Raw genomic sequence first — 13621 nt, forward strand, 5'->3', positions numbered from 1 at the left:
GGATAAGAATAATATTTAACTCGTCCTACAATATAAGAAAAAGGAAAAAGTATAGACTTGTTAAGAAACACTTGGAGGTAGGTTGAATTGGAAAAAAAAATAGCGTCTCTAGCAAATTGGATGAAGCAGGAAGAAATTGATTTCACCTTTTTAACATCTACAGATAATATTTTCTATTTTAGCGGATTCTATAGTGATCCACATGAAAGATTATTGGCTTTGATTGTCTTCCCAGAAAACGATCCGATATTAGTTTGTCCTGCAATGGAAACAAATGATGCAAAAGATGCCGGGTGGAACTATGATATCATCGGCTATAGCGATACAGAAAATCCATGGGAAACTATTCAAAGTATGGTTCAAAGCCGTACAAGCCGTACAAGAAAAGTAGCTCTTGAAATGGATCACATGAATGTGGCAAGATATCAGGCACTTCAAACATCATTTCCTAACATTGAAGGATATGTTTCTGCAGAAGAAAAAATTAATACTTTGCGCATGATAAAAACATCAGATGAATTAGCTAAGATAAAAGAAGCTTGTAAATGGGCTGATTTTGCTATTGAAGTAGGCTGTAATGAAATAGTAGAAGGCAAATCTGAAATGGAAATTCTAGCTGCTATTGAATATGAATTAAAGAAACAAGGAATTGGTAAGATGTCCTTTTCAACCATGGTACTAACTGGAGTGAACGGCGCTTCCCCTCATGGAAATCCAGGAGAGACAAAAATAAAAAAAGGAGACTTAGTATTATTCGACTTGGGGGTTGTTGTTGATGGATATTGTTCTGATATAACAAGAACAGTGGCATTTGGCGACATTAATGAGAAGCAAAAGGATATTTATGATACAGTTTTAAAAGCTCAGCTAACAGCTATCGAAGCCTCTAAGCCTGGCGTTTCTTGTGCTACTGTTGATCTAGCTGCTCGTAACACAATAAGAGAAGCTGGTTATGGAGAGTTTTTCCCTCACCGTTTAGGACATGGATTGGGTATTAGTGTTCACGAATTCCCTTCCTTAACTGAAACAAATTCCCTTGTTTTACAAGAAGGTATGGTATATACAATCGAGCCGGGCATTTATGTACCGAATGTTGCAGGAGTCCGGATAGAAGATGATGTATATGTTACAAAAGATGGAGTAGAGATTTTAACAAAATTTCCGAAAGAGCTTCAAATTATTCAATAAATGGTAAATAAGAAAATCCGCTTGATTTTTTGCTAATTATTATGCGGGTGCCAAACACAAACCTGTTTTCTAAAAACCCCAACGATAATTCGGAGTTTCCTCTAGCATCTCCATATAATCGTTGGGGTTTATATTTGGTTAGAATACTTAAAACCACTATTATCATCTCTTTTAAATGTACTTGCACCTAATTTTATATTTTACATAAAATACCTAAACTTAAAAGGGGCAGAAAAGGGGGATGAAGAGAATGGTTAAATATGTAGATTATACAGATCCAAAAGTCCAATACCATTTTGATGTAAATAAAAGTAATTTTTTCACAAGAGATAGTCATAACTATATTAATGTTTTAGGAGAACAACAGTTAAATTCGTTAGAAAATGTATCCTTGCTAGATATCTATTTAAGTAAAGATATTGTTGTAGAACCACATATTCACCAAAATGCGGCAGAGCTCGTATACTGCATTTCTGGTTCTGCTACTGTTTCACTGTTAAATCCTTTCACAAAAAAAGTTCTAAACTATACCATTACGCCTGGCCAAGTAGCTAATGTTCCTCAAGGCTGGTGGCATTATGAAATCGCAAATACAAATAAGACGCATTTATTAGCTATATTCAATGCACCTACACCTGAAGCAATCTTTGGCTCTGATTTACTTCGTCTAACTCCTCCAGACTTAATGGCACATACTTATTCATTAGATCTTAATAAGTGGAAATCCACCATCTCTCCTATTAATAAAACAACGATTCTAGGTCCGGCTATTAGTAGAAATAGCCCTAGCCAAAATTATTATGCTGACGCCAATTATCCTCAGCCTATCTATCAGCCTTACTACATTCCAAGAAATTACTAACAAATAGAGTTCAGATGAGGTACCAAAAATTATTCATTAAAAAAACGACTTTTTTATGACAGCACTCATAGGCTGGTTAGTAGGGAGCGCTGAGGGAGGTTCAGCCTACTTCATGTATCCGTAGATTAAACAAACTAGTTTTGCTCTTCCTACTGTCCTTTTTGTTTTAGTCTTTTATTTGTTTCTGCTCTTTGTCCAAGAAGGCATCAACCGCGCCGTCGTTATAGGAATCCATCACTTGGGCAGTTACTTCTTCGCTTCCCTTTTCATCAAATTCAAAATCATTCTGTATTCTTTCATTTTGTTTGTGCATCCCTATTCCTTCCTTTCTTATTTTCTTCCCTATTATTTGAATGAAAAGTTAACCTTATGCATGAATTGGGTATATAATAGAAGGAGATAAACTTAAGGAGTGAATGCTATGAACGTAAACTATCAAAACATTATTGTGGCAGTAGATGGTTCAGATGAGGCTGATAATGCTATAAAGAAAGCGATTTCGATAGCAAAAGAAAATAATGCTAGGCTTGTCATTGCCCACGTTATTGATACGAGATCTTTTGCAACGGTAGCTGCGTACGATCAATCCATTGCAGCTAAATCAGATGAATTCGCTAATGAGCTCTTAGATAAATATATTGTTCAAGCAACTGCAGCAGGAGTTCAGAATGTTGTAAAGGCAATTGAATTCGGTTCTCCAAGAGCAGTAGTTCCTCGGGAAATTGCGACAAAGTATAAAGCAGATTTAATCGTGTGTGGAGCGACAGGTTTAAATGCCGTTGAGAGATTTATTATCGGTAGTGTCTCTGAAGGAATTACCAGAAATGCTCCTTGTGATGTTTTAATTGTTAGAAGCAGTGATCAATAGATATAAAAAGAAGAAAGTTCTATTATAGAAAGCAGTGTTTGCAATCAAATAATAGAACTTTCTTCTTTTACTTCACTTCTTCTTTTTCCCAAACACAAAGCTTTGCTTTTTCAATCGCTTGCTTTATTTGGGTAAATCCAGTTCCGCCAGCACTATTTCGTCTTTCAACTGCCGTTCTGGGATTTAATACATGGTAGATATCCTGTTCAAATAAGCTGCTCGCTTCTTGTAATTCTGTAATACTTAAATCCTGCAAATAACATTTTTTATTCACACAATATAGAACCAATTTCCCTACTACTTCATGCGCCTCTCTGAAAGGCATCCCTTTTTCTGATAAATAATCAGCTAATTCTGTAGCATTAGAAAAGTCATTTTTCGTGGCATTTTCCATTCCTTGCTCATTAACCTTCATTGTTTGAATCATACCAGCAAAAATGCGCAAAGAGCCAACCACCGTTTTTACGGTATCAAACATCCCTTCTTTATCTTCCTGCATATCTTTATTGTAAGCTAAAGGCAAACCTTTCAATACAGTTAACAAGCCCATTAAATTTCCATAAACCCGCCCGGTTTTTCCACGGATTAATTCAGCCATATCTGGATTTTTCTTTTGGGGCATAATACTGCTTCCCGTGGAAAAACTATCGTCTAATTCAATAAATTTAAATTCTTGAGAAGACCAAAGAATAATTTCTTCACTAAAGCGCGATAGATGCATCATTAAAATAGAACTAGTTGATAGAAATTCTAGGATAAAGTCACGATCGCTTACTGCATCCATACTATTTTCATAAATGGAATCAAAGCCAAGTAGGTCAGCACTATAGGAACGATCAATAGGAAAGGTTGTTCCTGCTAAAGCACCGGCACCTAGTGGTGATACATTAATTCTCGTTACGTTTTCCTGATATCGCTGTTTGTCTCTTTCAAACATCCAGAAATACGCCATTAAATGATGCGCAAAAGAGATAGGCTGGGCACGCTGAAGATGTGTATACCCAGGCATTACTGTTTCAATATGATGCTCTGCCTTTTCCAACAACGCGCTTTGCAGCTCATTCAATAATTGAATAATTTGCTTTACTTGTGTTCGCAGGTAAAGATGCATATCTGTTGCAACTTGATCATTTCTACTTCTACCAGTATGGAGCTTCCCACCTATAGGACCAATTAAATCCGTTAATTTACTTTCTAAATTAAGATGGATATCTTCTAATTTTACAGAAAAAGTTAATTCATCCTTTTCTGCTTGCTTTTTTAACGTAAGTAACCCATTTTTGATTTTCTCTGCCTCTTCTACTGACAATATCCCTGTTTTAGAGAGCATTGCCACATGGGCAATGCTCCCTTCTATATCTTCTAATACTAGCTCCTGATCAAAGGAAATGGACGCACCGAATTCATCTACCCATTCCTCGGCAGATTTTGTAAATCTACCTCCCCATAATTTCTTCACACAGACACCTTCTTGTCGTTTTCCACAATGCTTTGAACCTTTGTAGGAAGTCCCCAAAGTTTAATGAAGCCAACCGCTGCTGCATGATCAAACTCATCGTCGGAAGTATACGTAGCAAGTTTTTCATCATATAAAGAATATGGTGATTTTCTTCCTTCTACAATCGCATGCCCTTTAAATAGTTTCACGCGAACCGTTCCTGTCACGTTTTTCTGGGTTTCTTGCAAGAAAGCTTGCAATGCTTTTGTAATTGGAGAGAACCAAAGTCCCTCATAAATAACTTCTGTGATTTTCTTTTCGATAACTGGTTTAAAATGTGCTACTTCTTTTACAAGCGTAATATCTTCTAATTCTTTATGTGCTTTCATCAATGTTAAAGCACCTGGACATTCATACACTTCTCTTGATTTAATTCCTACTAATCTATTTTCTACATGATCGATTCTACCCACACCATGTTTTCCGGCGATCTTATTTAACTCAAGAATTAGCGCAGATAAAGAATAAGTAATACCATCTATGCTGACAGGGACACCTTCCTTAAATTCAATTTCAATAATATCTGCTTGATCAGGAGCATTTTCGAGACTTACTGTTAAGTCATACGCTTCTTCTGGAGGGGCAGCCCAAGGATCTTCTAAAATTCCACATTCATTGCTTCTTCCCCATAGATTTTGGTCTATAGAAAATGGACTATCCAAGTTAACCGGGATTGGAATATTTTTTTCTTTTGCATAAGCAATTTCTTCTTCACGAGACCATCCCCACTCGCGGACTGGTGCTAATACTTTTAAATTAGGATTTAATGCTTGGATAGATACTTCAAAACGCACTTGGTCATTTCCTTTTCCCGTACATCCATGTGCGACCGCAATAGCATTTTCTTTTTCTGCTACTTCTACTAATTTTTTGGAAATTAAAGGTCTAGATAATGCAGAGACAAGGGGATACTTTCCTTCATAAAGGGTATGTGCCTGCATAGCAGTAAGTGCAAAATCCTGTGCGAATTCTTCTTTTGCATCGATGACATAAGATTGAACTGCACCAACCGAAAGTGCTTTTTGTTGTATAAAGTTCAAATCCTTTCCTTCACCAACATCTAAGCAGCAAGCTACTACATCATAACCTTGATCCTGTAACCATTTTATTGCTACAGATGTATCTAATCCTCCTGAATATGCTAAGACTACTTTTGGATTTGCCATTACCTAATTCCTCCTATATGCGAATAAATATTCATTTATTTATATTTTTATTCAAAAACTATATGTATCACTTTAACAACTTTCCCTAATAATTTCAATAGAATTTTTATAAAAATTTAAATAATTTTATTTTTATACACACAAAAAGATAGGAAGTCTCAGTATACATCCTATTAATAAACTAATTATTTGTATCTATAAAAATAAGCTTAATGTTTTATGCATTATTTTATACATTTCATTACTAGATAAATCTATTTTTATATATAAAAAAGGTCAACCCTTTTCTTTACATGAAAAGTTATTGACCTTTTTATTATTATTTATGCAACTCGCTGACGACATGACTTAATTCAGGAAGGATTAATTTGTTCATCGCAAGCCGTACAGCCCCTGTAGATCCTGGAGTACAAAAAATGACCGTATTATTAATCGTTCCAGCAATCGCTCTTGTTAGTATGGCACTAGAGCCTATATCTTCTGTATAGCTTAACATTCGAAACAGTTCTCCAAATCCATCTAATTCTTTTGTTAAAAGAGGTTTAATAGCTTCGATGGTAACATCCCTTGGTGAAATTCCTGTCCCTCCATTTAGGAGAATACAGTCTATTTCAGCTGATTGCACGCCCGTTATTATTTCTTGTACAATTTGTTCTTTCTCATCCTTTACAATGACATACTTTTGTATAGAATGGTTTTCCTGTTCTAGCAGATCAATCATCAATTTACCGCTTTTATCATTTTCCTCAGATCTTGTATCACTAACGGTTATTATTTTACAGCCCACCTGTAAGTATTGATGCTTCGTATGGATTTGTTTATTCATCTTTCCCCACTCTTTCGCTCGTTTTCTTTCTCCACTGTAAAATATGCTTCATGTGTCTTATCCAATAATAACGATGCTTTGTCGCGTGTAAATAAATGAAGGCGATGCATTGGTCTTGTCATTGCTACATATAAAAGCTTTAAATCTATTTCTTCTTGGGAAAAAGACTCATTTAACGTAAAAAGAAGAACTGCGTCAAATTCCAGTCCCTTGGAAAGGTAGCTTGGGACAATAATTAAATAATTCTTTTCAAGATCTTCATTTTCTTGAAGAAATTGGACATTAGGCACTTTTCTTTTTTGCATCTCTTTCAATATTGCTTTACATTCTTCCTCTGTTTTACCAATAATAGCAATAGAGTGATAACCGTCATTATGCAGTCGATCTGCTACTTGAATCATTCTGTCAACCAATTCTTGTTTTTGCTCATATAAATGAACAGTTGGTTTTTCTCCATGGCGGACAACTGGTTTTACTTTGGGCAAATCTTCATTGACTAAATGCAAAATTTCATTTGCCAAAAACATAATTTCAATCGTAGTCCGGTAGCTTTTTTGCAAGGTCATATAATTCGCGCGCGGAAAAATAGTTTGCTGTAATGTCTGCCAGTTCTGTAATCCTCGATAGGAGTGAATCCCTTGTGCTAAATCTCCAACAAGGGTAAACATATCTGTTTCTAGTCCTGCTTTTAAGGCATATAGCTGAAATTCGCTATAATCCTGCACTTCATCAATGACAATATTCTTCGCTCGATATTCTTTATCTATGCCAAATATTTTATACTGCAAATAAAATAATGCCCCTAAGTCCTCGATTTCCACTTTCTTTTGTTTTAATATCTTTCGCTGGAAGGCAATCAAATAATCTAATTGCTTTTCTGTTAGCGAATCTTCCGTATATTTTCTAAGGAGCTCCTTATCCGCAAATAATCTGGAATAATACCCATATAAATCGGTTGTTTCCATCGTCTTCATATATCTTCTAACAGCAGTTGATGCTTCTTTCTTTACTGTTGCTAATCTTTCTGCCTTCGTGTCTAGAAAATAGACAACTTTCTCTTTACGCTTTGTATCTTCTTTTATCTTTAAGGCTCGATCTAATGCATCTTCATACTTATCTTCCAACTTACTTAAGATTATTTTCTTTTTCCGTTTTAAATCAGCTTGTAAGATTCCCTTTATTTTCTCTTTCCGTTTGATTAAAGGAAGATAATCGTATTCCTTCTTAAATAAACGCTCCAGTTTCTTTGCTCCATATAACGGGAATTTTTCTACCCGAAAATCTTCTTTTGGACTCATTTCATTACATATATCCACTAAATATTTATCCATTACCTTTTTATATTCTAAAGATCCTTTATAACGGGAAAGCCACTTAACCAATTCTTCTTGTTTGTTCGTATGATTTATAAATGTTAGTAGTTTTTTATTTGACTGAATTACTTTCATTTTCTTGCCAATGCATAGTAAAACATAATCTAGGAATGTCGTTTGGCGAATCTTCTCTACGCCCAAATCAGGCAGTGCTTGTGCAATATATCCGATAAACATATTATTTGGCGCAATAATCATTAATTGCTCAGGTTGAAAATATTTTGCATAGTTATAGATAAAATAGGATATTCGGTGTAAAGCAATAGTTGTCTTACCACTTCCGGCCGCTCCTTGCACAATGATCGGTCGATTTAAATCAGCTCGAATTATTTCATTTTGTTCTGCTTGAATGGTTGAAATAATCTCTGTTAGTCGTTGGTCTGCTTTTCCAGCAAGAGATTGCTGCAATAATTCATCTGTCGTCGTTAAATCTATATCCTGATAATGAAGGAGCTCCCCTTTTTCAATTTTAAATTGTCTTTTTAACGATAAATGCCCATCAATCGTTTCTTCATTGACTTCATATGAAACTTCTCCCAATCGTCCATCGTAATAGACATTTGCAATTGGTGAACGCCAGTCTACTATAATTGGTTTTTGTGTGTCTTTTTCAAAAAGCGATGTCTTTCCTAAATAATAGACATTCTTTTGGGACTTCCCTTTCATTTGATAATCAATCCGCGCAAAATAGGGAGCATCTAAAATACGTTTTAAAATACTTAACTCGGTTGTTGCAAGCTGCAAAAACTTACTATTCGTTAAATAGTTGATATAACTCAAACTACTGTCAAGCGCCTCTTCATTGCTTATGGATTCTCGCACATTTTCCTGTAAAGTCCCTTGATTGATTTGCGCCTCATGCAAAACGTCATTCATATAATTTTTCGTATATTCAAGTCTTTTCTTTTCCTGTTCCCATTCGTCTATTGAAAAGTCTTCCATTGTTTCCCCTTTCTCCATTTATAAGAAACTTCCATCCGTATTTTAGTCCACGGTTGCTGCACCTATCTCAAAGTCGGATAAATTCTATCTTGTTTGCTTAGTAAATAGCTTTTTTGATAAAAATGATTTGCCATTTCCGTCATCCTTTTCGTAAAATGGTAATTCGCAGCTGCTCCTATTATGGTACCAGCCTTACTGTATTTCCTTTTAAGAAATAAAATAAAGGAAAGCTTTATCAGCTCATTTAATAAAGAATGCAGCATCTTTTCCTGAACTATTTCATCCTTTCCATCATAAAAGAAACCTTGCTGTTCTTGCTCTAATTCATCCATTAGCTCATTCCATGCTTCTTTTCGCTGCTCATGCGGTAAACAGCCTGCACAGAAAACTTTCAATGCCGTCATGATTTCATTGGGACTATCTGCTGGTCTCCCATATAGCGAAGCAAGAACCTGAACGGATCGAAGATTAATAATAAGCATCGAGAGAAAATCTCCCATGAAAAAACCAGTATGCTTTGAAGCCAAAGCCCCTTGGACCGAGGCAAGCATCCTGTAATGAGCCATTTGTTTTTCTGCAATGGATTGTAATTGGTCTATACTCAATTTTGTCATATCTCTTAAAGTGAAGATGGATTCATTATGTACTCTTGCCTGCTGCATAATTTTTTGGGCGGTGTTTCGTTGAAATGTGGAATTAATTAAGATGGCATGAAGATGAAATAAGATATTATTAAGTGATCGTACAATTTTTTGTTTTTGCCATTCAGGTAAATAGGATAAGCCAGTATCTATGTAATCTGAATAAAGATGGAGAATTTTGATTGGGCGCTCACTTTTCCTTTCCTTTTCCCATTGTTCTATTTTATCCAAATAATAAGCTTCAGCTTTTGTAAGCATTTAATCCCCCCTGAATAATAAGAATCATTCCTTATTTTACTAAAAGAAGCCAATAAAAGACAATCTTTATCGTACATTGAGCTACGAAAAAGATTGTCTTGTTATTCTTATCCTAGATCTTTGCAGACTTAACTTAAATACCAGCTAATCTACAAACGTCTCTTGCAATCATTACTTCTTCATTTGTTGGAATTACCATTACTTTTACTGGAGAATGTGGATAGTTAACGAATGATTCTTCTCCAGAAATTTTATTCAATGTTGGATCCCAATATACTCCCATAAATTCAAGGCCTTGAAGAACTCTTGCACGAACAATTTCACTATTCTCCCCAATACCAGCAGTAAAGATGATTGCATCTACACCGTTCATTCCAGATGCATATGAGCCAATGTATTTATGGATGTTATCTGCAAAAATTCTCAATGCAAGTTCCGCACGATCGTTGCCTTCTTTTGCTTGCTCTGTAATATCACGTAAATCACTGGAGAAACCAGAGATTCCTAAAAGACCACTCTTCTTATTTAACACTTGTAATACTTCATCAGCAGATTGATCTGTTTTTTCCATGATAAATGGAATTAACGCAGGGTCAATATTACCAGAACGAGTTCCCATTGTAACACCTGCAAGAGGAGTGAATCCCATTGAAGTATCAACAGACTTTCCACCTTCAATAGCTGCAATACTAGCGCCATTTCCTAAGTGACATGAAATTAAACGTAATTGGTCAATAGGACGGCCTAATAATTCAGCAGCGCGTTGAGACACGTATTTATGGCTTGTTCCATGGAAACCATATTTACGAATTCCATATTGCTCATAATATTCATATGGAAGGCTGTATAAATAAGATTTTTCCGGCATTGTTTGATGGAACGCTGTATCAAATACTGCTACAGCCGGTACATTTGGCAATACATGTTGGAATGCACGAATACCAGTTAAGTTAGCTGGATTGTGTAAAGGCGCTAATTCAGATAAAGTATCAATTTTACCAATTACATCATCTGTAATTAATGCAGAATCAGCAAATTCTTCTCCGCCATGAACTACACGATGACCAATTCCTTCGATTTCATCTAAAGAAGCGATAATACCTAACTCTGTTAATTTGCCTAAAAGAATCTTTACAGCGACATCATGATCAGGAATTTCTGTAACTTCCTTGATTTTTTCTCCGTTGACAGAGATATTAAATACAGCATCAGTTAATCCAATACGCTCTATTAAACCTTTTGTAATTACTTCTTCACTTGGCATTTCGAACAATTGAAACTTTAGTGAAGAACTACCAGCATTAATCGCAATTATTTTTGCCATAAAATGATTTACTCCCCTTTTGTATAACAACTTTTTATTTATTTGCCTGACATTGAACAGATCGGATCATACAACAGACAAGATTTACTTCTTTCAGTTTTTCATTAAAACATTCTACTAGAAACATTTCAAGCACATTATGCCCAGTTATTCATTTTTTTTTAGATTTTCGTCGTTTTTTCGAAAAAAAGACAAATTTATGCCGATTATCTTCTATATAATAAAAGGAAACTGTCTTATAACACTTAACGTAATTTAAATTATTATCCTTATTTATTTGCTTGTATCCATGTGTCCAATTCACTTAAAACTTTTTCCATTGCACGCATATTAGAGAAGCTAGGCACTTTTGCAAGTAAAACTTGCTTTGGTGCTACTATATTATTCCCCTTTTTCTGTAGAATCAATATACTTTTTGCGGACTGTTTACTTTTGAAAAGCGTCTCTGGCAATTGCATTATTGCTTGTATGTGTACTTCTTCTTTTATATAGTCATGAAGTTTAGCCGCTTGCTCTGATTCAAATAAATTATTGGGAATAACAAAGAAAGCATAGCCACCAGGCTTAACATAATTTAAACTTTGTTCGATGAACAAATGATGTGCATATGTATGCCCATCTTCTGCTTTCACTTTAAATTCATTCGCACGAATATCGTTTGGATAATACCCTACTGGTAAATCACTTACGACAACGTCTACTGGATCGATAAACAAATGTTCTAAACTATCTTGGTTGAAAAATTCAATCGGTTGTTCCTGAAGATTAGCATTTACTAACGCTAACTGTAAAAGCAAGTCATCAATATCAACACCGTAGGCAGCGATGTTCTTACCGATTTGATGATTCATCACAGTGGTTAATAAATTCCCTGTCCCAACTGCCAAATCTAATAACCGAAGTTCTTCTTTCGTATAAAACTTTTGTACTAAATAACCAAACAGGATTCCAATTGAATCTGGTGTCATTTGATGATTAGGCTGTGTATTTTCTTTCATCCCTTTTAAAATGACTAATTGAAACGCTTTACGAATTTCCTCTTTTGAGTATTTAGCCAAGTGAATCGATTCATATGATTTTTTTAATCTTTTTTTACTTAATTCACTCAATTCTTCCTGTAAAATCGCTTCTTGAAAAATATTCTCTCCTGTTAAAGCTAAAGATTCTAAATACGTATATTCTAGTTCCTCTTGTATAATCAAAGCTGTTTCATTAAAAACTGTAAATAATTCTTCTACTGGAGAAATGTTCATTTTATCACCTAATTATTATAGATTTCTTAAAAAATAAGCCAAGTAAGTATCCGCCGGTAGAACCGGCGGTTTTAATTTCGCCCTATAAGGGCACTTTACCAACGAAGCCCCTAAAGGGACCTCTAAATTGACCGCCAACCGTTTACTCTCCCTACTTATCTTTAAATGGATCGACGTATTCTCGTTTGCTCATATTATCTCGCAAACGGTCCTCTGCTTCTTGCTCTCGTATATACTTTGCAATTGTTTTTTCGTTTAATCCAACCGTACTTACGTAATATCCTTTCGCCCAAAACGTTCGATTTCCATGATTATATTTTAAATTTGCATGTCTATCATGGATCATCAATGAACTTTTACCTTTTAAATATCCCATGAAATACGAAACAGACATTTTCGGTGGTATTTTTACCAGCATGTGTATATGATCTGGCATGGCATGTGCTTCCATTATTTCTACATCTTTCATTTCACATAGTTTTCTCAATATAGCACCTATATCTTTTCTTAATTTCCCATATACTACTTTCCTTCTGTATTTGGGAATAAATACGATATGATACTTACAATTCCATCTTGTATGTGATAAACTATTGTCGCTCGACATGAGCAGAACTCCTCTCGTTATTTGAAGTTGGTTTGACGGCCATCTTCTATTATAACGATTGGAGTTTTTTTCTAATACGACTCTACAAGTTTTATTTTCACACAGGCAGAGCCTGTGGTTTAAAAAGAGTAATAAAAAGAGTCTGTCCCTTTTAAAAGGCCAAACTCTAGCTTATCATACGGTTAAGAAATTAACCAGATAATCGATTGTTTTATCTGCCATTCAGCAAATTAATTAGCTTCTTTTACTGCTTTGATTGCTGCCTCATAATTTGGATGGTTGCTTCCTTCACTAACATATTCAACATATGTTACTGTATCACTAGCATCTACTACGAAAACCGCACGTGCTAATAATCGCAATTCTTTCATCACTACACCATATGCTTCCCCGAAAGACAAATCTCTATGGTCTGATACGGTAATAACATTATCCAACCCACTTGCTGCACACCATCTTCTTTGCGCAAAAGGTAAATCGACACTCACTGTTATTACTTCCACATTCTCAAGCTTGGAAGCTTCCTCATTAAATTTTCTTGTTTGTGCATCACAGACACCTGTATCAACAGAAGGAACTACACTAAAAAGACGAATCTTTCCTTTTGAGCTAGCTAAAGATACTTCTGACATATCATTCGCTAATACTGTAAAATCGGGAGCTTTGTCTCCAACTTTGATTTCGTTCCCAATCAGTGTGACTGGATTATGTTTAAAAGTTACATTTGCCATTGGTCTCTCCTCCATATTCTTATGTAATTACTTTCATCATATCGATAGTTGCTACTATTTGCAAAAAATACGAACTGTTTAAAG

General features: G+C 35.1%; 13 protein-coding genes. 3 read left to right on the plus strand and 10 right to left on the minus strand.

Annotation, left to right across the window (positions count from 1 at the left end):
* The first annotated feature begins 87 nt into the window (after positions 1-87).
* Both NX902_RS17720 and NX902_RS17725 read left to right on the plus strand, forming a co-directional pair.
* The gene (locus tag NX902_RS17720) at positions 88-1188 is read left to right on the plus strand and encodes a M24 family metallopeptidase (RefSeq protein WP_095332379.1); all 1101 of its coding nucleotides are present in this window, start codon (positions 88-90) and stop codon (positions 1186-1188) included.
* 250 nt (positions 1189-1438) lie between these two features.
* A complete protein-coding gene (locus NX902_RS17725; RefSeq protein WP_095332381.1) occupies positions 1439-2050 on the plus strand; it encodes a cupin domain-containing protein in 612 nt (203 codons plus the stop codon).
* A 166-nt stretch (positions 2051-2216) separates the two neighbouring features.
* Here the strand turns inward: NX902_RS17725 and NX902_RS17730 are convergent, their stop codons facing one another.
* Positions 2217-2363 (minus strand): hypothetical protein, encoded by a 147-nt coding sequence (locus NX902_RS17730; RefSeq protein ID WP_163188279.1) that lies wholly within the window; start codon positions 2361-2363, stop codon positions 2217-2219.
* Between the two features lie 108 nt (positions 2364-2471).
* Here NX902_RS17730 and NX902_RS17735 point away from each other — a divergent pair, with 108 nt between their 5' ends.
* The gene (locus tag NX902_RS17735) at positions 2472-2918 is read left to right on the plus strand and encodes a universal stress protein (RefSeq protein WP_095332383.1); all 447 of its coding nucleotides are present in this window, start codon (positions 2472-2474) and stop codon (positions 2916-2918) included.
* A gap of 67 nt (positions 2919-2985) precedes the next feature.
* Here NX902_RS17735 and argH read toward each other — a convergent pair whose 3' ends face one another.
* The 9 genes from argH to tpx form a co-directional block, all read right to left on the minus strand.
* Positions 2986-4377 carry an argininosuccinate lyase gene (gene argH, locus NX902_RS17740; RefSeq protein ID WP_095332384.1) on the minus strand — a complete coding sequence of 464 codons (1392 nt, stop codon included), beginning with the start codon at positions 4375-4377 and terminating at the stop codon, positions 2986-2988.
* On the minus strand, positions 4374-5582 hold the full coding sequence (locus NX902_RS17745; protein ID WP_095332385.1) for an argininosuccinate synthase: 1209 nt from the start codon (positions 5580-5582) through the stop codon (positions 4374-4376). The genes argH and NX902_RS17745 overlap by 4 nt, the downstream gene beginning before the upstream one ends.
* A gap of 319 nt (positions 5583-5901) precedes the next feature.
* Complete coding sequence (locus NX902_RS17750) at positions 5902-6408, minus strand: MogA/MoaB family molybdenum cofactor biosynthesis protein (RefSeq protein WP_095332387.1); 507 nt, start codon at positions 6406-6408, stop codon at positions 5902-5904.
* Positions 6405-8741: an RNA polymerase recycling motor HelD gene (gene helD, locus NX902_RS17755; RefSeq protein ID WP_095332389.1), complete on the minus strand. Its 2337-nt coding sequence runs from the start codon at positions 8739-8741 to the stop codon at positions 6405-6407. The genes NX902_RS17750 and helD overlap by 4 nt, the downstream gene beginning before the upstream one ends.
* A gap of 44 nt (positions 8742-8785) precedes the next feature.
* On the minus strand, positions 8786-9622 hold the full coding sequence (locus tag NX902_RS17760; RefSeq protein ID WP_095332390.1) for an EcsC family protein: 837 nt from the start codon (positions 9620-9622) through the stop codon (positions 8786-8788).
* A gap of 133 nt (positions 9623-9755) precedes the next feature.
* Positions 9756-10946, minus strand: coding sequence for an acetate kinase (locus NX902_RS17765; RefSeq protein ID WP_095332392.1), 1191 nt, complete (start codon positions 10944-10946; stop codon positions 9756-9758).
* 269 nt (positions 10947-11215) lie between these two features.
* A complete protein-coding gene (locus NX902_RS17770; RefSeq protein ID WP_095332394.1) occupies positions 11216-12199 on the minus strand; it encodes a class I SAM-dependent methyltransferase in 984 nt (327 codons plus the stop codon).
* Between the two features lie 151 nt (positions 12200-12350).
* On the minus strand, positions 12351-12806 hold the full coding sequence (gene tnpA, locus NX902_RS17775; protein WP_095330205.1) for an IS200/IS605 family transposase: 456 nt from the start codon (positions 12804-12806) through the stop codon (positions 12351-12353).
* 230 nt (positions 12807-13036) lie between these two features.
* The gene (gene tpx / locus NX902_RS17780) at positions 13037-13537 is read right to left on the minus strand and encodes a thiol peroxidase (protein ID WP_095332395.1); all 501 of its coding nucleotides are present in this window, start codon (positions 13535-13537) and stop codon (positions 13037-13039) included.
* Positions 13538-13621: the final 84 nt, after the last annotated feature.

This window comes from Niallia sp. FSL W8-0954, from assembly GCF_038005605.1.
Lineage (GTDB): Bacteria > Bacillota > Bacilli > Bacillales > Cytobacillaceae > Niallia > Niallia circulans_A.